This is a genomic window from Paraburkholderia phymatum (assembly GCF_038900715.1).
In the GTDB taxonomy this organism is placed as follows: domain Bacteria; phylum Pseudomonadota; class Gammaproteobacteria; order Burkholderiales; family Burkholderiaceae; genus Paraburkholderia; species Paraburkholderia phymatum_A.
Window position 1 is genome coordinate 339,685 of sequence record NZ_JAYMRZ010000003.1, and the last position, 25,212, is coordinate 364,896.

The 25,212-nt window shown below is 63.9% G+C and carries 18 protein-coding genes; 7 read left to right on the forward strand and 11 right to left on the reverse strand.

What is annotated here, in order from left to right:
* Positions 1-5: 5 nt before the first annotated feature.
* A complete protein-coding gene (locus tag VSR68_RS07805; RefSeq protein ID WP_342939269.1) occupies positions 6-1,376 on the reverse strand; it encodes a FecR family protein in 1,371 nt (456 codons plus the stop codon).
* Between the two features lie 196 nt (positions 1,377-1,572).
* Between VSR68_RS07805 and VSR68_RS07810 the strand changes: the two genes are divergently transcribed.
* The 3 genes from VSR68_RS07810 (at position 1,573) to VSR68_RS07820 (ending at position 5,167) form a co-directional block, all read left to right on the forward strand.
* On the forward strand, positions 1,573-2,349 hold the full coding sequence (locus tag VSR68_RS07810; RefSeq protein WP_342939270.1) for a Crp/Fnr family transcriptional regulator: 777 nt from the start codon (positions 1,573-1,575) through the stop codon (positions 2,347-2,349).
* Between the two features lie 68 nt (positions 2,350-2,417).
* Positions 2,418-3,650: a glycosyltransferase gene (locus VSR68_RS07815; RefSeq protein ID WP_342939271.1), complete on the forward strand. Its 1,233-nt coding sequence runs from the start codon at positions 2,418-2,420 to the stop codon at positions 3,648-3,650.
* A gap of 5 nt (positions 3,651-3,655) precedes the next feature.
* Complete coding sequence (locus VSR68_RS07820; RefSeq protein WP_342939272.1) at positions 3,656-5,167, forward strand: mannose-1-phosphate guanylyltransferase/mannose-6-phosphate isomerase; 1,512 nt, start codon at positions 3,656-3,658, stop codon at positions 5,165-5,167.
* Between the two features lie 463 nt (positions 5,168-5,630).
* Here the strand turns inward: VSR68_RS07820 and VSR68_RS07825 are convergent, their stop codons facing one another.
* The 9 genes from VSR68_RS07825 to VSR68_RS07865 all read right to left on the reverse strand — a co-directional run bounded on the left by VSR68_RS07825 (position 5,631) and on the right by VSR68_RS07865 (position 19,214).
* Positions 5,631-6,815: a thiolase family protein gene (locus tag VSR68_RS07825; protein WP_342939273.1), complete on the reverse strand. Its 1,185-nt coding sequence runs from the start codon at positions 6,813-6,815 to the stop codon at positions 5,631-5,633.
* Positions 6,816-6,882: 67 nt separating this feature from the next.
* Positions 6,883-8,340, reverse strand: a complete 1,458-nt coding sequence (locus VSR68_RS07830) for an efflux transporter outer membrane subunit (protein ID WP_342939274.1) — start codon at positions 8,338-8,340, stop codon at positions 6,883-6,885.
* A gap of 42 nt (positions 8,341-8,382) precedes the next feature.
* Complete coding sequence (locus tag VSR68_RS07835; protein WP_342939275.1) at positions 8,383-9,963, reverse strand: DHA2 family efflux MFS transporter permease subunit; 1,581 nt, start codon at positions 9,961-9,963, stop codon at positions 8,383-8,385.
* A gap of 22 nt (positions 9,964-9,985) precedes the next feature.
* The gene (locus tag VSR68_RS07840) at positions 9,986-11,101 is read right to left on the reverse strand and encodes an HlyD family secretion protein (RefSeq protein WP_342939276.1); all 1,116 of its coding nucleotides are present in this window, start codon (positions 11,099-11,101) and stop codon (positions 9,986-9,988) included.
* A 73-nt stretch (positions 11,102-11,174) separates the two neighbouring features.
* Entirely contained in the window at positions 11,175-11,618 is a 444-nt protein-coding gene (locus VSR68_RS07845; protein WP_342939433.1) for a MarR family winged helix-turn-helix transcriptional regulator, read from the reverse strand.
* Between the two features lie 64 nt (positions 11,619-11,682).
* A complete protein-coding gene (locus tag VSR68_RS07850) occupies positions 11,683-12,108 on the reverse strand; it encodes a MarR family winged helix-turn-helix transcriptional regulator (protein WP_342939277.1) in 426 nt (141 codons plus the stop codon).
* 96 nt (positions 12,109-12,204) lie between these two features.
* Positions 12,205-13,095 (reverse strand): transglutaminase family protein, encoded by an 891-nt coding sequence (locus VSR68_RS07855; protein WP_342939434.1) that lies wholly within the window; start codon positions 13,093-13,095, stop codon positions 12,205-12,207.
* 5 nt (positions 13,096-13,100) lie between these two features.
* Positions 13,101-15,734 (reverse strand): circularly permuted type 2 ATP-grasp protein, encoded by a 2,634-nt coding sequence (locus VSR68_RS07860; RefSeq protein ID WP_342939278.1) that lies wholly within the window; start codon positions 15,732-15,734, stop codon positions 13,101-13,103.
* A 42-nt stretch (positions 15,735-15,776) separates the two neighbouring features.
* Positions 15,777-19,214 carry a transglutaminase family protein gene (locus VSR68_RS07865; RefSeq protein ID WP_342939279.1) on the reverse strand — a complete coding sequence of 1,146 codons (3,438 nt, stop codon included), beginning with the start codon at positions 19,212-19,214 and terminating at the stop codon, positions 15,777-15,779.
* 340 nt (positions 19,215-19,554) lie between these two features.
* On the opposite strand from VSR68_RS07865, the gene VSR68_RS07870 reads away from it, so the two are divergent.
* Positions 19,555-20,619 carry a putative zinc-binding metallopeptidase gene (locus VSR68_RS07870; RefSeq protein WP_342939280.1) on the forward strand — a complete coding sequence of 355 codons (1,065 nt, stop codon included), beginning with the start codon at positions 19,555-19,557 and terminating at the stop codon, positions 20,617-20,619.
* 36 nt (positions 20,620-20,655) lie between these two features.
* Here the strand turns inward: VSR68_RS07870 and VSR68_RS07875 are convergent, their stop codons facing one another.
* Positions 20,656-21,075, reverse strand: a complete 420-nt coding sequence (locus VSR68_RS07875) for a phasin family protein (protein WP_342939281.1) — start codon at positions 21,073-21,075, stop codon at positions 20,656-20,658.
* Positions 21,076-21,527: 452 nt separating this feature from the next.
* Here VSR68_RS07875 and VSR68_RS07880 point away from each other — a divergent pair, with 452 nt between their 5' ends.
* The 3 genes from VSR68_RS07880 (at position 21,528) to VSR68_RS07890 (ending at position 25,091) form a co-directional block, all read left to right on the forward strand.
* Positions 21,528-22,700, forward strand: a complete 1,173-nt coding sequence (locus VSR68_RS07880) for an HPP family protein (protein ID WP_428983469.1) — start codon at positions 21,528-21,530, stop codon at positions 22,698-22,700.
* A gap of 120 nt (positions 22,701-22,820) precedes the next feature.
* Entirely contained in the window at positions 22,821-23,234 is a 414-nt protein-coding gene (locus tag VSR68_RS07885; protein WP_342939282.1) for a helix-turn-helix domain-containing protein, read from the forward strand.
* Positions 23,235-23,273: 39 nt separating this feature from the next.
* Positions 23,274-25,091 (forward strand): chloride channel protein, encoded by a 1,818-nt coding sequence (locus VSR68_RS07890; RefSeq protein ID WP_342939283.1) that lies wholly within the window; start codon positions 23,274-23,276, stop codon positions 25,089-25,091.
* Positions 25,092-25,212: the final 121 nt, after the last annotated feature.

Sequence of the window (25,212 nt, forward strand, 5' to 3'; positions counted from 1 at the left end):
GCGTGCTATCGCGCCCACTGTGTTGCTCCAACTGCCATCGTCTTCGAATCGATGCTTTGCAGGAACAGATACCCCGCCTGAGTAGCCGTCTTTCCCGCGAGCGCGCCGTGGATGGATGCCGGAGAGCCGTAATCGCTCGTCAGGATGCCGTCATTGCCGATCGCGCCCCGCCCTACGATCGAATGCATGCTTTCACTGGCGTTCAGGTCGAGCCGGGTCGTGAACGCGCGCTTTCCGAAGTCGATGGAAAGGCTCGCGTTCGAGATCGTGCCGGGCACGGCCGTGCCTGCCGTCGCATTCACAAGGTAGGCGGCGGATTTTTGCAGCCCGAATTGGAACACACCCTGGACGGGCATGACCATGTCGGGCTGCGGCGTGCGCGTCATCGCGAACAGCATATTGATGTCAACCCGTTGACTGCCTTGCTGGAGCAAGGCGTCAAGCGTGGTATCGGCGGGTTGCGATGCGAGCGGTGCAAAGCGCCCCCAAAAGACCTGTTGTGCTTCCGGCTTCGGCGGCGGTGCAGGTACAGACGGCGCCGGCGTAGGATCGGGAGCGGGCACGGGAGCAGGGGTGACGGTGTGCGGTGTCTGCTCAGGAATGGCATGCATGAACTCAAGTTCGAGCGGGGCGACGCCGACACCGCCTTGCGTTTGCCCAGAGGCCGAGCGGGCCGCATTGTCCTCGCTTTTCTGTGTCGCTGCTCCTTGCGGTGAAATGACTGGCAACCGGTTTTCGACCAGCAAGGGGTGCGTGCTACCACGATCGACCTGCAGCATCGTATTCGCTTGATCGGCAAACAGTTGCGCGGCGGCTGGGCCTTCGCATGGTCCACTGCCGGATGACAGGCAACTGTCGCCGAGCGGCGTCATCACGATGCCGCCGTTACGCACATCGGCGCGTGTCGTATCGGCGGTGGTGAAGACAGAAAAGTCCGTGCCTCGTACGCCGAGCGCTGCGACGGGTGTATTGAGTCGATAGTGATCGCGCGCGGCCTGTGCGCCCTGACCGGAAATCTCGCGCATCGTTCCCTTATGCAGCACGAGCTTGATCACGGACTGTTTGGGTGCGGCAGCGTCGTATTGAAAGCGCTCGAATGTCAGCGACGAGTCGGGACGCACGCTGATGAAGCCGTGATCGACAGTCGCGATGTAGACGTAACCGTCCGCCCCCGTTTCAATCGTGTCTCCCTGCGAGATCGTTGCATCCTCCTCGATCGGGGCACGTTGTCGTGCGTTGACGATGCGCGCGTTCCCTACCACTGCAACTGCGTGTCCAACGATGCTATCCATCTTTTCCGTGCCTTGAGCGATCCCGGTCGTGCATGCAACCGACAGCGCAAGTGCCACCACTCTCAGATCAAAGCGTGTGCGCATTTTGTTGTTGTGCTTTATATCGTGCCGGATAGCACGACTGGTCCTCTGCAGATATTAACCAGGTCAGGGTCGTGATGTGTGATGGCCGTCACAGAATCGATCGGGTTCATTGATTAATGTGACGGCTGTCACAGATGTTGCGGCGCTGTACCACTATCGTGACGACGTGTCAGAGACCAGGCGCACATACTATTAAATGTCGATCGAAGATAAAAAGACTGACGAGGGAACGTTCAAGGCTATCGATCTCCTCAGGCGACAGAAGTTACTTCGCGATGTATCCGACGATGTAATTGAAGAAACCAGTCGCCATATTCGCTACCGGCGTTATAGCAAGCGGGATTTTGTCGTTCATAAGGGCGACGCAGGATCCGCGCTGCTCCTGCTGATGTCGGGGCGACTCCAGGTTATCGCGCTGTCCGAGGATGGACGTGAAGTCGGTCTCAATTTTGTCGAGCCCGGCGATTACTTCGGTGAGCTATCTATCATAGATGGTGGACCGCGTTCGGCATCGATAATTGCGACGACGGAATCGGTGGTGGGGTTCTTGCCGAAACCACAGGCGCAGGCGCTCTTCTACCGCAATCCGGCCGTCGTCGAAGCGCTTTTGCAGCGGCTATGCAGGACGATCCGTCAGGCATCGAACTATCGATCGATGCTCGGCCTCACGCGCGCCTATGCACGCGTGTATTCCGTACTCGAAGCTTCGATGAAGAAGTCCACGGGCGACATGCTGACCATCGAAAACCTGCCGAATCAGCAGGCGATCGCAATCATGGCCAACGTCAGTCGCGAAACGGTGTCACGGGCAATCCGGTCGCTCGTCGATGGCCGCGTGGTCGATCGCGACTACCGCAGACTCATCGTTCGCAACGTCGATTTGCTTCGCAAACTCGCGCGCGGCGAGGCGGAACTGCAACTGCGCAAGGACACATTGGAAGATGGCGTATCACGAGGGCAGAGCGCCGCGTGAAGCGGACAACTCTCCCTCGATGGACGGCTCAGGCCGATTTTTAAGCACTGTACGCTCGCGCTGACCGATTGAACGATCTGTCAGCAACTGGAATCATGCGCGTTTTACATTTCTACCGAACCTATCTGCCCGATACCATCGGGGGCGCCGAGCAGTCGATATATCACCTGTGCCGCGCGGGCGCGGACATCGGTGTCAAGAACAAGATCTTTGCGCTCACACGCATCCGCGATGCCCAGCGTATCGTTCAACTGGAAGGACACGAGGTAGAACGGAGTTTCAATCGGATGACGTTTGCGTCCGTGGAACTCTCATGGCGCGCGTTACGTGAATTTAGCAGGTTGGCGGCGCAGGCTGACGTCGTCCACTACCATTTTCCCTGGCCGATGGCTGACATCGCCCACCTGGCTCGGCGTATCAATCGCCCTTCGATCGTCACCTATCACGCGGACATACAGAGGCAAAAACTGCTGCTCTCACTGTACAGGCCACTGATGCGCCGCTTTCTCGCGAACGTGGACAGGATTGTCGCGACTTCACCCAACTACGTCGCGACTAGTGACGTGCTTCGAGAGCATCTAGACAAGGTCGAAGTCGTGCCGCTAGGGCTCGGACGCGCTTATTACCCGTCGCCCGATGAAGCGTTGATGCAGTCATGGCGTGAACGTATCGGTACGCCATTCTTTTTGTTCGTTGGCGTGTTCCGTTACTACAAAGGTCTTCCCGTGCTGATCGAAGCAATGAAGCGTACGGGCTATCCCGTCGTATTCGTTGGCGACGGCCCGTTGGGCTCGAAAATCCGATCGCTCGCCATCGCGAACGGCTTGACCAATGCTCATTTCACCGGGGTGATACCCGAGGCCGACAAGGTCGCACTGGTCAAGCTCAGTCGGGCAATGGTCTTCCCATCCCCGAACCGGGCAGAAGCATTTGGCATGTCGCTGGTGGAAAGTGCGATGCTGGGCAAGCCAATGATTTCATGCGAAATCGGAACAGGCACGAGCTACGTGAATCTGCACGACGAAACGGGGCTTGTTGTCCCGCCGAATGATCCTGATGCACTCGCGGATGCAATGCGACGCCTGTGGGAAGACGATTGCGCCGTCGAACAGATGGGACGTCGCGCTGCATTGCGATTCGAGGACCAGTTCAGCGCACATCGTACCGCACAAAATTACCGGCGCATTTATGAAGCCGTGATCGCCGAGCGCGCGGTGACGAACTTTGCAGCAGTCCCGAACCAACGACAACTGACAAGACTTCATGCTACGCCATCCGACGTGGCAACCGAGAGGCAATAACAAACATGAACCATCCGTCTGTTCCTGAAACGGTACGTCATGCCATTTCCGGCATATCCGATTCTGTGCCTGGTGCATCGTCGATCTTGCCAGTCGTGCTTGCAGGGGGTGCGGGTACGCGGTTGTGGCCGCTCTCGCGCGAAGCACATCCCAAACAGTTGCTGGCGCTGCTCGGAGATCAATCGATGCTCGAAATGTCCGTCTCTCGTCTGGACGGAATCGCCACCACGCATGCCAATCGCGGCCTCGTGGTGTGCGCCGACGAGCATCGCTTCCTGGTGGGGAAGCACCTCGAGGCGAGCACAAGGGAATGGCAGATGATTGTCGAACCGGTCGCCCGCAATACGGCACCTGCGCTGACTCTCTCCGCACTCTGTGCAACGGCCAATGGCGACGACCCCGTACTTGTCGTGATGCCTGCTGACCACGTAATCGACGATGTAATTGCTTTCGAGCAAGCCGTGCGAGGCGCTGCATCGGTTGCGCGAGAAGGGAAAATTGTGGCGCTGGGTATCGTGCCGACTCGTGCAGAAACGGGATACGGATATATTGAAACCGGCCCGGCACTCGAAGGCACGGCTGGACACCGGGCGCGTGCACTGACTCGTTTCGTCGAAAAGCCGGCTCGCGAAACGGCGGAAGCCTTCGTGGCGTGCGGCAGCTACTGGTGGAATAGCGGCATCTTCGTCGTGCGTGCATCGGTCTGGCTCGCTGCCATCGACTCCGCGCGGCCGGATATCGCACAGTCGTGCAAAATGGCCTGGCTGCGAGCAAACGCGGAAGGCAGTGAATGGCGACCGGACGCACAGAGCATGGGCGCTTGCCCTAGCGATTCAATCGATTACGCGGTAATGGAACGTCTTCCTGTCTGCGGAATCGAGGGCGCTGTCGTGCCGCTCGAAGCGGGATGGAATGACGTTGGCGCCTGGGACGCCGTCTGGGACATTCTTCCAAAGGACGAGGCAGGTAATGTCGTGCGTGGAGACGTTTTGCTCGCGGGTGCATCCGGTACCTATGCGCATTCGGAACAACGACTGATTGCGTGTGTCGGCACCACCGATCTGATTGTTGTCGAGACGGCTGACGCTGTACTCGTTGCCGACCGTCAGCATGCTCAAGAGGTCAAGGCAATCGTTGGCGGTATTCGCAAGCGTGAACGAGCGGAGGCGGCGCATCACCGCAAGGTACAGCGTCCTTGGGGATACTACGATTCGATTGACAAGGGCTCGCGTTACCAGGTCAAACGCATCGTAGTCATGCCGGGGGCAACGTTGTCGCTCCAGTTGCACTATCACCGGTCGGAGCACTGGATCGTTGTGAGCGGCACCGCGCGCGTCACACGGGGCGATGAAACGTTTACGCTGACGGAAAATCAGTCGACGTATGTGCCAATAGGTGTGAAGCACAGGCTCGAAAACCCGGGGCGCGTGCCACTCGAGATGATCGAGGTTCAATGCGGGTCCTATCTTGGGGAAGACGACATCGTTCGCTTCGACGATCGATACGGGCGTCACTGACGCAATGGGCCATCGACATCTGCCCCTGCCCGCAAAGAGCAGGCAGACCGTTCTTTTCGGCGTGATGTCCAGCAAGAACAGAGGGACGATCGATGGATAAGCAACTACGTCGCAAGGCAAGATGGTAGTGGCAGCGTTTGCCTCCAGCGGAAACCTCGTCGGGTCGGTCAGGCAGTACGAGGCCCAGAGCGTCGATGGCGGTCGCGGGAACGGTGGAAGCCTGCATGTGAACTGGGAGCATCTGCAAGAGCCCTGGTGAGCGGCTAGAGTCTGTCTATCACCGAAATCGCGAAAACGATGCTGTAGTTCACCGGCGATGACATAGAGCGCACTCGCCAGCAAACTCTTGCCGGGCGGCCATCTGATTTTCGTGAACCTACGTAGCCGGTACGTCGCAAATCTCGCAAACCGCAGCGGGCCTGCCCAACCCGCCGCGATTCCTCACAAGCCGACCGACCGCACCTCAAACGATTTCAATCGCAAGCGCAATCCCCTGCCCGCCGCCGATGCACAACGTAACGATGCCGCGCTTCAACCCGTCGCGGCGCATCGAATGGATGAGGCGTGTCGTAAGCACAGCGCCCGTTGCGCCGATCGGATGACCGTGCGCGATCGCGCCGCCTTCGACGTTGATGATGTCGTGCGCGAGCCCGAGCTTTTGCGCGACTGCGAGGGGCACGGCCGCGAACGCCTCGTTGATCTCGACCCGCTCGACATCGCCGAGCTTCCAGCCCGCGCGTTCCAGCGCGATCTGCACGGCGGGCACGGGGCCGAGTCCGAACATGCCTGGCTCGACGGCCGCGATGCCGAACGCGGCGAGCCGCGCCGACGCTTCGATGCCATGCGCGTCCGCATAGTCGCGCCCCGCGACGATCATCGCCGCCGCGCCGCTATTGAGGCCGGGCGCATTGCCCGCCGTGATCGTGCCGTCGGGGCGAAACGCGGGGCGCAGCTTCGCGAGCGTTGCGACCGTCGTGTCGGCCCGCGGCTGCTCGTCGCGTGCGAACTGCACGGTGCCCTTGCGTCCTTCGATTTCGACGGCCACGAGTTCCGCATCGAATGCGCCGCGTTCCTGCGCGGCCACGAAGCGCTGTTGCGAGCGCGCCGCCCATTCGTCCTGCGCGGCGCGCGTCAGCTCGGCTTTCTTCACGAGGTCTTCCGTGTGCCAGCCCGAGTGCTCGTTCGAGAACGCATCGACGAGCCCATCGCGCAGCATGCTGTCATGCACCTGCGCGTTGCCCATGCGGCTGCCCCAGCGGCCGCTTTCGAGCAGATACGGCGCGCGGTCCATGTTCTCCATGCCGCCCGCGACGGCCACGTCGCCGAGCCCGAGCGCGATCTCCTGCGCGGCCGATACGATCGCCTGCGCGCCCGATCCGCACACGCGGTTCACGGTCAGCGCCGGCACCGACACGGGCACGCCGCCGCCGATCGACGCCTGCCGCGCGGGGTTCATCTTGTTGCCTGCCTGGATCACGTTGCCCATCACCACCGACGACAACGTCTTCGCGTCGATCCCGCCACGCCGCAGCGTCTCGCGCACGGCAACCGCGCCGAGTTGCGTCGCGGGGACTTCTTTCAACGATCCGCCGAACGCGCCGATCGGCGTGCGGACGGGATAGGCAATCACTACATCGCGTGCATTCATCGCTATTCCTCAAGTTGAACTACTGCACTTCGATGCCTCGCGTGAACGAGGCGCTTCGTTGAAGGCTTCAGTTGGCGGCCACGTCCGTCGAGGGATGCGTTGTCTTCACGACATCGCCATCGGCGGGCGCATCCCAGCCGCCGCCCAGCGACCGGTACAGCGCGACGGCCGCCTGCGCATGCTCGCGCTTCGCCTGATTCAACGATTCGGCGTCGCGCAGATACGCCTCCTGCGCGTCGAGCACATCGAGGAAGCTCGATGCGCCGCCCTTGTACAGTTCATTCGACAGACGCAGCGCGTGGCCCGATGCATCGAGCGCGCCGGCGAGCTTCGCGACCTGTGCATCGCCGTTGACGAGATCGCTGCGCGTGTCCTCGATGTCCTTCAGCGCGTTCAGCATCGTCTGCTGCAAGCCGAGCTGCGATTCGCGCATGCGGCTTTCGTTTTCGTCGATGTGCGCGGTGATGCGGCCTGCGTTGAAGATCGGGCTCGTCGCGCTCAACGCGGCGCTGAAGAGGTTGTCGGTCAACGTCGGCATGCCGAGATACGACGACGCGAGAATGCCGTCGCTCAGGCTCAAGCGGAACTTCGGATAGCGGTCGGCTCGCGCGACGCCCACTTCGGCCGCGCGCTGCTCGACGTTTGCGTATGCGGTGCGGACATCGGGACGGCGCAGCAGCGCTTCGGAAGGCAGCGTCAGCGGCGCGCTTTGCGCGGGCACGGGAATCGGCCGCGCCTCGTCGATCAGCAGGCTGCCGACGCTCTCTGGCGTGCGTCCCGCGTACACCGCGATCAGGCTCATGTCGTGCTGAATGTCCGACCTGACTTTCGGAATCTGCGCCTGCAAATCCTGCAACTGGTTCTGCGCGCGCGCAACGTCGAGTCGCGTCGACAGCCCGTATTGCAGGCGCTCCTGCGTGAGCTTCAGCGCGCGGCTGCGAATCTGCTCGTTGTCGTTGATGATCTGCAATTGCGCCTGCGCCCAGCGTAAGTCGATATACGCAGCGGCCGTGTTCGCGGCCAGCGCAAGCCGCAACTCGTTGAGCGCCGACTGGCGTCCCGTCACCTGCGCCTGCGCAGCGAGCACCGCGAGCCGCTCACCGCCGAATACGTCGGGCTGCCACGAGGCCGTCAAGCCGATACCCGCCTGCTTCACATAGCCGAGCGGCGGCGGCGTGTTCTGCCGCTGATACGCGGCCGTTGCGCCCGCATCGAGTTGCGGCGCGAGCGCCGCGCGCTGCTGCTTCGTGATGTCCTGTGCCTGCTTCACGCGCTCGACGGCCGCTTTCACGTCGAGGTTGTCGCCGAGCACGATATCGACGAGCCGATGCATCGTGGGGTCGCCGAATTGCGACCACCATGCGTCGGCATCGACGGTGTCTTTGGGCGCATCGACGCTCCACGCGTCGGGCGCGACCGTCTTCACGGTCTGCGGCAAATCCGCGTGCGTCGCGGGCTGAACGGCGCACGCGGCAAGTGTCATCGCGGCAGCAATGGCGAGCGCTTTCGCTACGATCGATTTCATGTCGGGTTTTCCAGTCGGAATCGTTGAATGAGCAGCGCGCGTTCAGTGCGCATCGGGCGGCGGCGCCGTATTGCCGAAAGGCCGCGAGAACAGCACGCTCGCAAGGCCGACGACGAAGCACAGCGAGACGGCGAGAAACGTATCGGAGAACGTGAGCACGAGCGCTTCGCGCATCACGAGTGCGTGCAGCGCACCGAGCCCCGCCGCCGCGCCGTTCAGCACATCGCCGCCGACAGCCGCGAAATGCGCGGCCTGGTCGCGCAGCAGCGCTTCGATCACCGGGCGTCCCGCGCTCACGTGTTCGTCGAGCCGCTCGTAATGCAGGTTCAGGCGGTCGTTGAGCATCGTGCTGCATACGGCGATGCCGATTGCTCCACCCAGATTGCGCATCAGATTGAAGAGCCCGCTCGCGGACTTGAGCCGCGACGGCGGCAGCGAACCGAGTGCCATCGTGACGATGGGCGGCACGCAGAACTGCTGGCCGATGCCGCGCAGCGCCTGCGGAATCAGCAGTTCGTGCCAGCCCCACTGATTCGTCAGCGGCACATACAGATAACAGCCGACGCCGAAACAGAGCAGCCCGAACACCATCAAGAGACGCATGTCGACGAAGCGCGCGAGAAACGAATACGCGGCCAGCGCGATCAACTGGAAGCAGCCGACCGACAGCAGCGCGACACCGATCTGCAGCGAATCGAAACCGCGCACACGCGACAGGAACACGGGCGTGAGAAACACTGCGCAGAAAAGCCCGATGCCGGTGATGAACGACAGCAGACTGCCGATGCCGAAGTTGCGGATCGCGAGCGCGCGCAGATCGACGATCGGTTCCTTCGCGGTGAACGCATGCACGAGGAACAGGAAGCCGCAGATCGCGGAAATCCACGTGCAGAACAGAATTGCGTGATCGCCGAACCAGTTCTTGCGCGGACCTTCTTCGAGCACGTATTCGAGGCAGCCGAGAAAGCCCGACATCAGCAGGATGCCGAGGTAGTCGCCGCGCTTGAGCAGCGACACATCGGCATGGTCGACGTTGACGAAGCGCGGCACCAGCACCGTCACCAGCGCGCCCGGCACGAGGTTCAGATAGAAGAGCCAGTGCCACGACCATTGATCGGTGATCCAGCCGCCGATCACCGGGCCGATCGTCGGCGCGAGCGATGCGAGCGCGCCGATCGTTGTCGATGCAATTAGCCGCTGCTTGCCGGGGAACAGCATGAATGCCGTCGTGAACACGGTGGGAATCATCGCCGCGCCGAGCGCGCCTTGCAGCGCACGAAACAGGATCATCGAGTTGATGTCCCATGCGAGTCCGCACAGCATGCTCGTCAACGTGAAGCCGAATGCGGAGAAGGCGAACACCCAGCGCGTCGAGAACACGCGCGTGAGCCAGCCCGACATCGGGATCACCAGAATCTCGGCGATCAGATACGAGGTCTGTACCCAGGAGAGTTCGTCCTGGCTCGCGGACAGCCCGCCGCCGATGTCCTTCAGCGACGACGCCACGATCTGGATATCGAGCGTCGCCATGAAGAAGCCGAGGCACAGCAGCGAGAACGCGAAGACTTTGGTGCCCGTCGGCAGATCGGCGGGATTCATCGAAACGGAGGGGATCTTGCTCATGATGGGCGTTGCATCCGTCGAGTTACGAAGCCGCGCTTGCGGAGTCGCGCGTCGTCTCGCCGTCGCCGCGCAGATGCACTTTCACCGTCGCGGAGAGGCCCGGGCGCAGCACGCCCTGCATCTGCTTCGGCACCGACAGGCGCACGCGCACGGGCACGCGCTGCACGATCTTCGTGAAGTTGCCGGTGGCGTTCTCGGCGGGCAGCACGCTGAACGTTGCGCCCGTCGCAGGCGCCAGGCTCTCGACGGTGCCTTCGATGCGATGGCTCGATGCATCGAGATCGACGTCGACGGTGTCGCCGACCTTCATCTTCTTCAGCTGGTCTTCCTTGAAGTTCGCGTCGATCCACAGGCCGCTCGCGGGCACCACCGTCAGCAGCGACACGCCGACATTCGCGAGCACGCCGACGCGCGCCGTGCGATTGCCAACATAGCCGTCGATGGGCGAACGGATCGTCGTGTACTCGACGTTCAACGCGGCCACGCGCTGCGCCGCTTCGGCTGTCGCGACGCGCGCATGCGCATCGCCGATCTGCGCATCGAGCACGCTCAACTGACGTTGCGCCGCGATCAGCGCCGCGCCGCTGCGATCCACCGCGGCGCGCGCTTTCAGGAGATCCGCGTCCGCGCGCTCGACGACCTGGTTCGACACGGCATCGTCCTTCACCAGCTGGCGATAGCGCGTCGAGTCCGACGCGCTGCGCGTGAGCTCGGCGCTCGATGCGCGCACCTCGGCGGACTGCTCGTTGATCGTCGCGAGTTGCAGCGACTTCTTCGCTTCGAGTTCCGTCACGGACGCCTGTGCGCTCGCGACTTCGGCATTGGCCTGCGCGAGACGCGCATCGTAGTCGCGCGCGTCGAGGCGGATCAGCACCTGCCCTGCTTTCACGTACTGGTTGTCCTGCACCAGCACATCGGTGACGAAGCCGTTCACCTTCGGCGCAAGCACGGTGACGTCGCCGCCCACGTATGCGTCGTCAGTTGTTTCGATAAACCGGCCGACGAAGAACCAGTACGATCCCGCCGCCGCGATCACGGTTATCACGGCGATCACCGCTAACAGCATCCACGGAATGCTGCGGGTCTGTCTCGCGGCGCCGGCGACGCTCGACGGTGCAACGGAAGGTGAAGTAGACATGTTTGGATGTGCGTATGCACTGAAAAGCGTTGAAAAAAAGCGCGTAAAGCGCGGCTGCATTTCCTGCTGGGTACTATCGCTTCGTCATATCAAACAGCTCGTCTCGCAGCGCTTCGGCACGCTTCGTGCCGAAACGCTCCTCGAATTCCCGCTGCGCCGCATGCCAATGCTCGCGAGCCTGCTTCAAGCGTTCTTCGCCCGCCGACGTCAGCATCACGGTAAGCACGCGTCGATTGCTGCGCGACGCTTCCGTGAACACGAGCCCATCGCGTTGCAGCGGCTGGATCGCGCGAACCAGCGACGTGCGCTCCATCACCATCGAATCCGCAAGCTCCTTCATCGTCATCCACTTGCGATACCGCAGCCGGCACATGATCGAAAACTGCGTCGTCTTCAGGCCGACGCGCGCGAGATGCCGGTCGTAGACCTGCGTCACGAAACGCGCCGCCTGCCGGATCGCGAAGCAATCGTCGTCGGGCGATAACTTCACTTCGGTTGCTCCCGCCTCTACGTGCATATGCACACCAATGAATCGATCTAATCGAACGCGTCTTTCGACGCACCAAAAAAACACAACGGGATTATGACGACGTGAGGTTGAACAGTTCCGCGCGCAACGCCTTGGCGCGGCTGCGGCCGAACTTGCCTTCGAACTCGTCCTGCGCGGCGCGCCACGCCAGAGCGGCCTGCTCGAACGTCTTCTTGCCCGCATCCGACAGACTGAACTGAAACGTGCGCCCGTCATGCGGCGACGGCTCGCTGAGCACCAGACCATCGCGCTGCAACGGCTTGAGCGCGCGCACGAGCGTGGTGCGCTCCATCACCATCGTGTCGGCGAGTTCCACCATCGTCAGGCCTCGCTTGCGCGCGAGCTTGGCGAGAATCGTGAACTGCGCCGCCGTCACGCCGACCTGCCCCAGATGGCGCTCGTAGATCTGCGTGACGTAGCGCGCCGCCTGGCGCAGCGCGAAGCAGTTGCAATCGTCGTGGGAAATGGGCTTGCTCATGAACGGCAGTCTATATGTGCGTATGCACGCTGTCAAACTGCGCAATGGCGTAGGGGTGAAATTCATTGTTGCGGCCGCCGCTCAGAGAATCGCCGCTCAGAGCGCGAGCACGCTGACGGCAACCTCGACGCGATGCGCGCCGCCGCCGAGTATCATCCCGCGCAGCAGCGACACGTCGCTGTAATCGCGGCCGATCGCGAGCGTCACGTGGTCCATGTCGGCGAGCACGTCGTTGGTCGGATCGAGGTCGATCCAGCCGCTCTCGGGACAATGCACGGACACCCACGCATGCGAAGCGTCCGCGCCGATCAGACGAGGCTGGCCCGGCGGAGGATCGTTGCGCAAGTAGCCGCTCACGTAGCGCGCCGGCAGACCGAGCGCGCGCAAACAGCCGATCATCACCTGCGCGAAGTCCTGGCAAACGCCGCTTTTCATATCGAACGCGCGTTCGGCGGGCGTATCGAACATCGTCGCCGATGGCCTGTAGTCGAAATCCGCGTGAATGCGATGCATCAGATCGATCGCGCCCGCGACGACGGGCGTGCCCGGCTTGAAACTGCGCAACGCGTAGTCGCGCAACGACGGCCGCAGCGCGATATTCGGCGACGCAAAGCAGAACTCCACCTGCGGATGGCACGCGCCGCCCGCGCGAAAACGCAGCGAATCCGCGACGGCTTCCCATGCGGGCGTCGCGTCGTGATCGAGATGTGTCCAGCGCGGCGCGAGTTCGACCGTCGTTTCGCTGATCATTTGCAAACGTTCGTGCGGCGCATCAAGCGCGAAATACAGCACGTCGTTGCCGAACGCATCGGTGCGGCTATGCAGATACGAAGGCTCCGGCTCGATGCGCTCCGTGTGCGCGACCATGCGCTGCCATGCGCACGCGAGCGGTCGGATCGTCGCGAGATGCTGCGCCGTTTCGACGAGCGTCGAGTAGTGATAAGTCGTGCGATGAGACACGGACAGCAACGTCCCTTCGCCCTTCATGCCCTTCATGACGACACCTGCGCGGCGAACGTATTCGCGTGACTGAAATAGCGCGCGCTGACTTCATTCGCGGCCGCCGTGACGCTCATCGCGAGACGGTCGCACAGCGAAACCAGTTCCGCGTACATGCCGTTGGTGTCCGTCGCGCACAGTCGTTCGAGGGACGGCAGCATGTCCGTATGCGGCAGCAGATCGCTGAACGGCCGATGACGCCCGCCGCCCGCCGCATTCGAAATATCGTCGAGCTTTGCGCACAGACGCGCATACACGCCGTACAGGCCACGTGGATTGGTCGGCTCGATGACGAGCAGATCGAGCAGCGCGGGCACTTCGAAACGCCCCGGATACAGCGAGCGATACGTCAACGTGCTGTCGAAGAGTTGCAGCAGCAGATCGAAGCCGGCAGGCGTCGCGATCTGACGCTGCATCGCGACGACGCGCAAGATCGATGTCATCGTCCACACGCGCTCGATATGTCGACCCGCGAACATCAGCCGCCACGCTTCGTCGCGCGTCATGCGATCGCCTTGCGAGCCGCTGATCGCGGCGAGCTGCGTCGCGAGATGCTCGAGCGCGTTCATCAGCATGACGCGGTTGTAGCGCGCCTTGCCGCGCGACGACGCATTCGACGACACCGCCGCAGCAGGCGTCAGCTCGTGCACCGCGTCGCGGAAGTCATTGCGCGCGGCGAGCGTGATGCGCCAGTGATCGTTCGACAGCCGCCCGCGAATCTCGCCGCTCGCGCGCGCCTGGCTCGCGAGGTTTTGGCCGATGCTGTAAGCACCCGTGCTCTCGTGCAGATTCGCGACCAGCGTGCGCTCGAACGCCTGCAACGACTGGCCCGCAACCATGTCGCCCGATTGCACGAGACCGAAATGCAGCGCGAGCTCGACGAGCGTCGAGAACATCGTGTCCGCGCCATTGCTTTCGAGCGAGCCGAGTATCAGCCGCAGAATCCGCACGTTGTTTTCCGCGCGCTCGCCGTAACGGCCGCTCCAGAACAGATTCTCCGCCGCGCGGCTCGACACCGTGCGATGCTTGCGCGCGAGATCGGCGGGCTTGAGCGGCGAAGGCAACAGCGTGAACGTCGAGCCGGGATGGCTCGACAGCACCCACGTATCGACGCTGCTGCCGCCGAACTGCATCGACACCGACGACTGCCGCTCCGCCGCGAGACGCGTGAAGCCGCCGGGCAGCACATGCCAGCCGCCGTTCGCATCGGCGACGGCAATCGCGCGCAACACGCACGGCCGGTTGCCGAGCGCGCCGTCTTCGTAGCGCGGCGTGCACGAATACGGCAACGGCTGCTGGATCGTGAACGCATCGGGCGAACGCTCGATGCGGCCGCGCCATTCTTCGAGCCGCTGCACGCCGCGCGCGATCCCAGGCGGTCCATCGGGCGATACCGGGGTGCGGGCGGGCCACGTCGGCTGAAGAAACGCCTCGTCCATGTTCGCGAACGCGTGCTCGCGCGCGGCGTCCTCGCCGCACCACCACGTCGGCACGCCGTTGAGCAGCAACGGCTCGTCGAGCAGCGTCTGCGCGATGCCGGGCAAAAAGCCGTGCATCGCCGGCGATTCGAGAAAGCCCGAGCCCGGCACGTTCGACACGATCACATTGCCCGCGCGCATCACCTGCAAGAGGCCGGGCACGCCGATCGTCGAATCAGCGCGCAGCTCGACGGGATCGCAGAACGCGTCGTCGAGGCGGCGCAGCACGACGTGCACGCGCTCGAGGCCCGTGAGCGTCTTCAGGTACAGCATGTCGTTGCGCACCGTCAGGTCCTTGCCCTCGACGAGCGTCACGCCCAGATAGCGCGCGAGAAACGCATGCTCGAAATAGGTCTCGGCGAACGGCCCCGGCGTGAGCAGCGCGATATGCGCGGCGCTGTCGGTCTTGTCCGGGCCGGTGTCCTTCGGCATCGTTGCGCGCGCCCATTCGGCGAGCGTCGCGACCAGCGTCGAGAACGTCGGCGCGAGCCGGCTCACGCGCAACTCGCGGAACGCATCGGCGAAAACATTCGACACGATCAGCCGGTTTTCGAGCGCGTAGCCGAGACCCGACGGCACTTCGGTGCGATGCGATACGACCGTCCATTCGCCGTTCGGCGCGCGCGCCAGATCGACGCCGACCACCTGCAGAAACTGGCCGCCCAGCGGCGCGAAGCCCTTCACGGCACGCAGATAGCCCGGATGTCCGTAGACGAGCGCAGGCGGCAGCTTGCTTTCGCGCAGCAGTGTCTGCGGGCCATACACATCGGCGACGATCGCATTGAGCAGTTGCGCGCGCTGCTTCACGCCGCGCTCGATCTGCGCCCACTCGCTTTCGTCGATGATGAACGGCAGCAGATCGAGCGCCCACGGACGCGGCTCGCCCTTGTCCGCGTACACGTTGTATGTGATGTCGTTATCGCGCACCTGCTGCGCAACCGACGCGCGCCCCGTCACGAGACCCGCGATGCCTTCCTCGCCGAGCAGTTCGAAAAAGCGCCGCCACGGTTCGCGCAGCGCGCCCGATGTGTCGCGCAGCTCGTCCCAGTGGCCCTCGCGCACGTCGAGCAGCGGCATCGTGCGCAGCAGCGCCAGCGCGTCGGGATGGCCCGATGCCGCTTCGAACGGAAAGGTCGATTGAAAAGCCAAGGTGGTATCGCGATTCTGTTGTTGTGGGTTCGACCCGTTTGTTTACCCGTGCCGCAAATCGAGCGTGAACGGAAATTCCAGGCTGCGCGGCGGCGCTTCCACGACGAGCGGACCGGGCGTGTGGCCCATCGTGAAGAAGCGCGCGCGACGCCTGCTTTCCGCTTCGTAGGCGTTCACCGGGAACGTCTGGTAATTGCGCCCGCCCGGATGAGCGACATGATACTGACATCCGCCGATCGAACGCCCCGTCCATGTATCGACGATATCGAATGTCAGCGGCGCGTGCACGCCTATCGTAGGATGCAGCGACGATGCCTGCTGCCATGCGCGAAAGCGCACGCCCGCAACGAATTCGCTGACGCGCCCCGTCGGCTGCAACGGCAGCGGCACGCCGTTCACGGCCACCCGATGACGGTTGTCGTTCAGGCCCAGCACCTTCACTTCGAGCCGCTCCACCGATGAATCGACATAGCGCACCGTCGCGCCCGCCGAGCCCTCCTCGCCCATCACGTGCCACGGCTCCAGCGCGCCGCTGATCGTCAGCGCGATACCGTTCGCGTGCATCTCGCCGATGGCCGGGAAGCGGAATGCGAAATGCGGCGCGAACCATTCGCTGTCGAACGCATAGCCCGCGTCGCGCAGATCGTCGAGCACGTCGTCGAAATCCATCTGCACGAACGTGCCGAGCAGAAAGCGGTCGTGCAGCTCGGTGCCCCAACGCGTGAGGCGCGCCGTGTACGGCGTTTTCCAGAACCTCGCGACGAGCGCGCGCAGCAGCAATTGCTGCACGAGGCTCATGCGCGCATGCGGCGGCATTTCGAAGCCGCGCAGTTCGAGCAGGCCGAGGCGCCCAGTCGGGCCATCGGGCGAATAGAGCTTGTCGATGCAGAACTCGGCGCGGTGCGTGTTGCCCGTCACGTCGATCAGGATGTTGCGCAGCGCGCGGTCGATCATCCACGGCGGCAGCCGCTCGCCACTGTGCCCGCCGAGCCGGTCGACCTGCCGTTGCAATTCGTCGAACGCGAGTTCGAGCTCGTAGACCTGATCGTTGCGCGCTTCGTCGACGCGCGGCGCCTGGCTCGTCGGTCCGATGAAAAGCCCTGAAAACAGGTACGACAGCGACGGATGGTTGTGCCAGTACGCGACGAGGCTCGCGAGCAGATCGGGGCGGCGCAGGAACGGGCTGTCGGCGGCCGTCGCGCCGCCGAGCACGAAGTGATTGCCGCCGCCCGTGCCCGCATGGCGGCCGTCGAGCATGAACTTTTCCGTGCTCAGATACGACTCGTGCGCGGCCTGATAAAGGAACTCGGTGTGATCGACGAGTTCGTCCCAATTCTTCGCCGGATGGATGTTCACTTCGATCACGCCAGGATCGGGCGTCACCTGTAGCACGGACAGGCGCGGATCGCGCGGAGGTGGATAGCCTTCGATGACCACTTGCATCTTCAGTTCTGCTGCCGTCGCTTCGACGGCGGCGAGCAGATCGAGATAGTCGTCGAGTTCCGTGAGCGGCGGCATGAAGACATGCAGCAGCGCATGACCGTCGCCGGAGGCATCCGCTTCCGCTTTCGGTCCCGCCGCACGCGCGGGATGACGCGCCTCGACGCACAGCGCCGTGCGAATCACCGACGACGCCGATTCGCCGCGCTCGGGCATGCGGTCTTCTCGCGCGGCACCTGGCCCGAAGCCGCCCGTGCCATTTGCGCCAGTGCCCGCGCCTGCATCACCACTACGCGCGTGCGCATACGACACGCCCGCATACTGCATCCTCAGTTCCGCCGACGTGCGCAGCGGCACAGGCTCGGCAAACGGATCATGCGCATGCTGATACGGATAGTCCGCCTTCGTGACCCACGGCAGCGAATCGAGCGGCAATCTGAGGCCCATCGGCGAATCGCCGGGAATCAGGTACATGCGCTCGTCGCGGAAGAACCATGCGCCGCTCGTCCAGCCGCCCGCGCCTGTGCCGGCATCGGCGCGCGCGAGCGGCAGCACATAGCCCGTTACGCTCGACAGCCCCGCATCGAACACGCGCCGCAGACGCGCGCGCTCCATTTCGTCGTCGAGACGCGAATCGAACGGATCGACGTTGACGGGCAGGCGCCGCTCGCGCCACAGGTAGTACCACGTGTCCTCATGGCCCGCCCGAACGTGCCGGCCGTCGACGCCGAGCTTGTCGGCCAGCAGCGTGATGAAACGGCGCGCATCGTCCGATGTGTAGCGGCCGGGGCTGCGTTCGTCGGCGAAAAGCGAGGGATCGCGCCAGCACGGCTCGCCGTCCGCGCGCCAGTACAGCGACAGCGCCCAGCGAGGCAACTGCTCGCCCGGATACCACTTGCCCTGGCCGATATGCAGAAAGCCGCTCGCGCCGTAGTACGCGCGCAGCTTGTCCATCAGCGCGACGGCATAGCCGCGCTTCGTCGGGCCGAGCGCGTCGGTGTTCCATTCGGCGGCATCGCGGTCGCGCACCGCGACGAACGTCGGCTCGCCGCCCATCGTCAGGCGCACGTCCATCGCGTCGAGCCGGCTGTCGACGTGCGCGCCCATCGTCAGCACGCCGTCCCACGCGGCCTCCGTATAGGGCTTCGTCACGCGCGGCGTTTCGAGCACGCGTGTGATCGACATCGCGTGCGCGAATTCGACTTCGGACTCGTCGACGGAACCGGAGATCGGCGCGGCGCTGCCCGGCTCCGGCGTACACGCGACGGGAATGTGGCCCTCGCCTGCGAGCAGCCCCGAAGTCGGATCGAAGCCGATCCAGCCCGCGCCCGGCAGGAACACTTCGCACCACGCGTGCAGATCGGTGAAGTCGTATTCGGTGCCGCTCGGGCCATCGAGCGACTTCACATCAGGCGCGAGTTGCAGCAGATAGCCCGACACGAAACGCGCGGCGAGCCCCAGTTGACGTAACGTCTCCACCAGCAGCCAGCCCGAATCGCGGCACGAGCCCGACGCGTTGACGAGCGTTTCCTCGGGCGTCTGCACGCCCGGCTCGATCCGGATCAGATAGCGAATCTCGCGTTGCAGCCGCTGGTTCAGGTCGACGAGAAAGTCGCTCGTGCGGCGCGGCGAGCGGTCGATGCTCGCGACGAACGCCGCGAAGCGCGGCGTCATCTCGCGCTTGACGCGATACGGCGCAAGCTCCGCGGCCAGCTCGGGCTCGTACTCGAACGGGAATTGCTCGGCGGCGGGTTCGAGGAAGAAATCGAACGGGTTGTAGACGGCCGTCTCCGCGACGAGATCGACCGTGATCTTGAACTCCGGCGTGCGCTCGGGAAAGACGAGCCGCGCCTGATAGTTCGCGAACGCATCCTGCTGCCAGTTGACGAAGTGCTCTTCGGGCTCGACGCGCATCGAATACGACAGGATCGGCGTGCGGCAATGCGGGGCCGGGCGCAGCCGCACGACTTGCGGCGACAGTCCGACGAGCCGGTCATAGCGGTAGTGCGTGACATGGTTCAACGCGACACGTATGGACACTCCGGACTCCTGGCGAGAAGGGGGCAGCCGCGAAAAGCAAGCTTCATGCCGTTGATCGCTTGAAGCGCCGCCGCGAAGTGATGCCGATACTGCGCTTGCATCGAACGCGTCGTCACATCATCGCTGCATGCTTCGGCAGACGGCGCGGCTGCGTTGCATGCCCGTTCGCGCGCACCAAAGCGGCGCATGAGCGAAGCGGACGCGCACGCAATGTGCGCAGGCTCATCGAAGTTATAGCGAAGGGGCATGAACATTGCGCGTATGCTCGCGCCTCGCCAGATGCTGCATGCCGCGTGCTGCACAGCCGTCGGCCATCACGTTCACATCAGAGGTTGAAGCGATGAAAGCGTTTCACTGCAATCGATGCGATCAGCGCGTGTTCTTCGAAAACGTGCTGTGCGAGCGCTGCGAAGCGCTGCTCGGCTACGTGCCCGAGCTGGGCGAAATCAGCGCATTCGAAGACGCGGGCGATGGCCAGTGGCGCAGCCTGCATCCCGACGCGAAAAACGCGCTGTATCGCCAGTGCCACAACTACGCGGTCGAGAACGTCTGCAACTGGATGCTGCCCGCCGACGACTCCGACACGCTATGCCGCTCATGCCGCCTCACGCGCACGATTCCGAATCTCGCCGAGCCGAACAACCGGCTCTACTGGTATCGGCTGGAGACGGCGAAGCGTCGGCTGCTCTATACGCTCGCCGCGCTCAGCCTCGCGATCGAATCGCGCCGGGCCGACCCGGAGAACGGACTGGAATTCGATTTCCTCGAAAACATCGACGAAGCCGCGCCCGTGATGACGGGCCACGACAACGGCCGCATCACATTGAATGTTGCCGAAGCCGACGACGCGCACCGCGAAAAAGTCCGCACTGACATGCGCGAGCCGTATCGGACGCTGCTCGGCCACTTTCGTCACGAGTCGGGGCATTACTACTTCGAAAAGCTGATTACGGGCACGCGCTGGCTCAAGCCGTTTCGCGAGCGGTTCGGCGACGAGCAGGCCGACTACGGCAAAGCGCTCGACGCGTACTACCGCGACGGCGCGCCCGACGAATGGCAGAACAGCTACATCAGCGCCTACGCGACGATGCACCCGTGGGAAGACTGGGCCGAAACGTGGGCGCACTATCTGCTGATCGTCGATGTGCTCGACACGTCGACGGCATACGGGCTCGCGCTCCTGCCGCCCGCGTCGAACGAGCCGCGGCTCACTGACCAGACACCCGTCGAGGAAGCGAGCTTCGATAATCTGATGAAACGCTGGTTTCCGTTAACGGACGCGCTGAACAGCCTGAACCGCAGCCTCGGCATGCCCGACGGCTATCCGTTCACGCTCGCGCCGCCCGTCGTCGACAAGCTGCGCTTCGTGCATCGCGTGATCGCGCAGGCGTCGGCGCGCAAGTAGCCGCGCCTGCGCCGCCATGACTCGACGCGCTCGCCGTCACTTCTTCTGCAACAGCGCTTTCAGTTCCTCGACGTTTTCTTCGACCCGCTTCGCGATCACTGCATACGAATCGGCCTGCGTGCGATACGCGGCTTGCGTCAGCTGCTGCATGTCGGCGAGCGCCTTGTGCAGCGCCTGCTGAACGAGCTCCGCCGTCTGCGCCGACGGCATGCCGCCTGCCGCCGCCTGCTTCTGCACGACCTCCTGGAGTTCCGTCAGCGTCGAGCGCAGCATGTCGGCCTGCTTTTGCGCGAGCGACTGCATGCCCTGCACGGCCGTCTGATTGGCGGCGATCAGCGCCTCGACGTCCTTGCGGCGCGCTTCCATCACAGCAGGCACGTCGAATCCGGGCAGCTTGAACTGTTCGAATAACTTGTTGAATTCGGCGAAGGGATTGGCGGCGTCAAAGGGTTCCATGCTCGATCTCCTTGGGGCGCGTCGGTAGGGAAATGCGCCGCTCGGGATCGAGTGCGCGCACGGCTCGATCATGCCCGTTAATGCGGCGCTGTGCCAGCGAAGGCACGATTCGCCGGCTGGCCGCAAGAGGGATGCCTGGAGCGATACCTGCGCACCGCGCGTTGCCGCGATGCAAAACGCGGTGCCGCTTTTTGCGCACTCATTGTGTGACCGACTGTTGACCGACGCACGTTCCGCCCCCGATTCATATCACGTTGTGATGCAGTCAGACCACGCGTCCGGTGCGGGTTTTCCCTGTATTCGCGGGCCACGCCGAGGCCCGCCGGTCCAGCGAAAGCGCGGATTTATATCACAATGGCATATATCCATGACCACAAGTTGTTTCCTTTCTGGGGGGTTTTCCCTTAACGTACGCCAGCCTCGCTCCCTACCACGATCCACAGAACAATACCTTGACCAGTTCCCCCTTTTTCCGCTGGCTGGCGCGTTTTTATCCGGCCGCGATGAACGTCAAATGGCCCGAGCGCATGCGCTCGGCGCTCGGCGCGCTGATCGGCATCGCCTTCACGGGCGGCAGCATGCACCTGCTGCTGGGCCCGAACGCGAACATTCCGATGCTGGTCGCGCCGATGGGCGCGTCCGCCGTGCTGTTGTTCGGCGTGCCCGCGAGTCCGCTTGCGCAGCCGTGGTCGATCATCGGCGGGAACCTCGTGTCGGCGACGGTGGGCGTCGCGTGCGCGATGTTCGTCTCCGATCCTGTCGCGGCTGCGGCATTGGCCGTGGCGATGGCAATCGCGGCAATGTTCGCGCTGCGCTGCGTACACCCGCCGTCAGGCGCCGTCGCGCTGACGGCCGTGCTCGGCGGCCCCGCGATTCGCGCGCTCGGCTTTCATTTCGTGCTCGAGCCGATCCTGATCCAGTCGGCGGCGCTGCTCGGCGCGGCGCTCGTCTACCACGCCGTAACGGGCCACCGTTATCCGCACGCGGCGTCGCGCGCGACGCCCGCCGCTTCACAAGCGCCCGTGTCGGGCAACAACATCACGCGCGCCGACCTCGAAGCGGTATTGAACCGGCGCGGCGAGCTGCTCGACATCGATCCCGACGACCTCGAAACGCTGTTCCGCGAAACGCAGTTGCAGGCCTACACGCGCACGTTCAGCGAGCTGGCATGCCGCGACGTGATGTCGACGCCCGTCGTCAGCATCATGCCCGACACGACGCTGCGCGCGGCCGCCGACCTGTTGCAGCACCATTCGATCAAGGCGCTGCCCGTCATCGACAAACGCCAGCACGTGGTCGGCATCGTCACGCGCGCGGATCTCGCGAACCCGGGCAAGACGCCCGATCTGCGTCTGATGGACACGATTGCGGCGCGCCTCTTCAAGCGCGACGCGACGCGTGCGCGGCTCGTGAGCACCGTGATGACGACACACGTGCGCACGGTCGCGACCAGCACGCCGATCGTCGAGCTGGTGCCGCTCTTCGCCGACGACGATCATCACCACATTCCCGTCATCGACACGCATGACAGGCTGGTCGGCATCATTACCCAATCCGATCTGATCGCGGGTCTCTACCGGCAGACCCAGATGCAGGCCGAGGTGCAACAGCGCCCCGCCGCCTGATGCAGCTCACGCAGCGCTTTTAACGCAGCAGAAATACATCTTTTGGTCCGGCGATGCGCAGGCGTCGCCGGGTATATCATTTTGTGATAGATTTTTTGTTTCCCCCTTGGCGCGAGCAAGATGAAGGTACTCACACGCACATTGAATAAAGCGGACTACGAACAGCTATCGGAATTTCGCTATCAGATGCGGCGCTTCGAGCGCTTTTCCGAACAGGCCGCGCAGGGCGAAGGCATCACGCCGCTGCAATATCTGTTGCTGCTGCATATCAAGGGCTATCCCGATCGCGAATGGGCGACCATCGGCGAGCTGGCAGAGCGGCTGCAGGCACAGCATCACGGCGTCGTCGCGCTGGTCTCGCGCTGCGAAGCGCTCGAACTCGTCAAGCGAAAGGTCAGCGAGACGGACCGGCGCCAGGTGGAAGTGCATTTGCTGAAAGCCGGAGAAAGGGTGCTCGCGCGCCTTGCCGAACTGCATCGCGCCGAACTGCGCTCGCTCAAGGGCGCGTTCACCATTCCGCAAATCGACTTTTGAAACCCGACCTTTAATCCAGCTGAACGCAGCAGTAGACACATGAGCGACAACTCTCACAAGCGGGACTTTTCCAGCAACGCGCGATTACCCGGCATTTCCGCGCTGGCGGCGTGCATCGGCTTTCTCAGCACGCTTGCGGCCTTCGTGCTGCTGAGCCTGATTCATCTGTTCACGAACCTCTTTTTCTTCGGCAGCTTTTCGTTCGCCGACCGCTCACCGGCGACGAACACGCTCGGCGTGTGGGTGATCGCGATTCCCCTCGTCGGGGGACTGATCGTCGGCATGATGGCGCGCTTCGGCTCCGAGAAGATTCGTGGCCACGGCATTCCCGAAGCGATCGAAGCCATTCTGTTCGGCAAGAGCCGCATGTCGCCGAAAGTCGCGGTACTGAAGCCGCTGTCGTCGGGCATCGTGATCGGCAGCGGCGGCCCGTTCGGCGCGGAAGGCCCGATCATCATGACGGGCGGCGCGCTCGGCTCGCTGATCGCGCAGTGCGTGCGGCTGACCTCGGCGGAACGCAAGACGCTGCTCGTCGCGGGCGCCGCGGCGGGCATGACGGCCGTGTTCGGCACGCCCGTTGCCGCCGTGCTGCTCGCCGTCGAACTGCTGCTTTTCGAATGGCGGCCGCGCAGCTTCCTGCCCGTCGCCCTGGCATGCGCGGTTGCAGGCTTCTCGCGCGCGATCTTCTTCGGCACGGGTCCGCTGTTTCCGCTCGAAACGGCTGCGCCGACGGCCATTTCGCTCGTGTCGTGCGTGATCGCGGGACTGTTGTCGGGCGCGCTCGCGTCGGGCCTGTCGGCGGCGCTCTACAAGACGGAAGACCTGTTCCACAAGCTGCCCGTGCACTGGATGTGGTGGCCCGCGATCGGCGGCCTCGTCGTCGGCATCGGGGGCTTCATCGAGCCGCGCGCGCTCGGCGTCGGCTATGACGTGATCGGCGATCTGCTGCATCAACACATCGTCTTTCAGGTCGCGATTGCGATTCTCGTCGTGAAAGCGGTGATCTGGGTGGTCGCGCTCGGCTCGGGCACGTCGGGCGGCGTGCTCGCGCCGCTGCTGATGCTGGGCGCCGGCCTCGGCACCGTGCTCGCCCATGTGCTGCCGGGCAACGAACCCGCGCTGTGGCCGCTCGTCTGCATGGCCGCGACGCTCGGCGCGACGCTGGGCGCGCCGCTCACGGCCATCGTGTTCGCGTTCGGCCTCACGCACGACGCGAATGCGCTGCTGCCGCTGCTCGCCGCGACGCTGGTCGCGCACGGCTTCGCGACCGTCGTGATGAAGCGCTCGATCATGACGGAGAAGATCGCGCGTCGCGGTTATCACATCTATCGCGAGTACGGCGTCGATCCGCTCGAACGGCATTACGTCGATGAAGTGATGACGCAGAAGGTCGACGCGATCGACGGCGCGGTCACTGTGCGCGACGCGCTTACGCAGTACTTCGGCGCGACGCAGAAGCGCCGCGCGTATCCCGTCGTGCGCGGCAATGGCATCGTGCTCGGCGTCGTCGATCGCGCGATGCTCGACGCGGTTCGCGAAGGCACGACACGTCATACGCTCGATACGCCGCTGGCCGACGTGCTGCAAGACCAGTCGCTCGTCGTCGCGCTGCCCGACGAAACCTGCCGTCTCATCGCCACGCGTCTCGCCGTGCACGATCTCGAACGGCTGCCCGTCGTTGCCGATCGCGATTCGATGCATCTGCTCGGCGTCGTGTCGCGCAGCGATCTCGTGAAGACTTCGTTCGCGCACTTCGAGGAAGAGCACAAGCGCGAGCGTTTTCGGCGTCTGACGTTTTCGTCCGGCAAGAAGCAGTTCGCGCCCGTGCGCAAGACGCCGACGCATACGCACGGCTGACGCGCTCCTCTCTGCGGCCGACATTTCACGGCCAGTCGCGCGGCACGTCACACGACACATCGCGCGATACATCGCACACCGTCCGCGTGCCGGAACAGCTTTCCGGCACGTGACATCTAAC